Consider the following 377-nt stretch of genomic DNA (forward strand, 5'->3'; position numbering starts at 1 on the left):
CTGGCCGGCGAGCTCCCCCTCCTCAAGGGCGAATACCAGAGCGACTTTACGCGCCTGACGCGCCTGTCATTTGAACAGCTGCAAAAGCTGGTAAGCGAGGAGTGGCAGCGCAATAACACCGATTTGCTCAGCCCAGGCGAAGAAGATACCGGCCGTACGACGGCGGAAATTATTCAGGATGAGGTGAAAGATCCCGCCCGCTGTCAGCGCCTGGCAGAACGGTTCGGCATCACCGCCCTGCTCAACCGGCGCTTCAAATACCTTTCTACCGGCGAGACGCGAAAAACGCTGCTTTGCCAGGCGCTGATGAGCGAGCCCGAGCTGCTTATCCTCGACGAACCGTTCGACGGCCTTGACGTGCAGTCCCGTGCGCAGCT

The 377-nt window shown here is 60.2% G+C and carries 1 protein-coding gene; it reads left to right on the top strand.

Features of this window, described 5'->3' with window-relative positions; translation table 11 throughout:
* Nucleotides 1-377 (top strand): ATP-binding cassette domain-containing protein (locus KE274_RS16380; RefSeq protein ID WP_211545609.1); only part of this gene is annotated, 377 nt, incomplete at both ends.

The sequence above is a fragment of the Microbacterium paraoxydans genome, from assembly GCF_018224615.1.
GTDB lineage: Bacteria > Actinomycetota > Actinomycetes > Actinomycetales > Microbacteriaceae > Microbacterium > Microbacterium paraoxydans_B.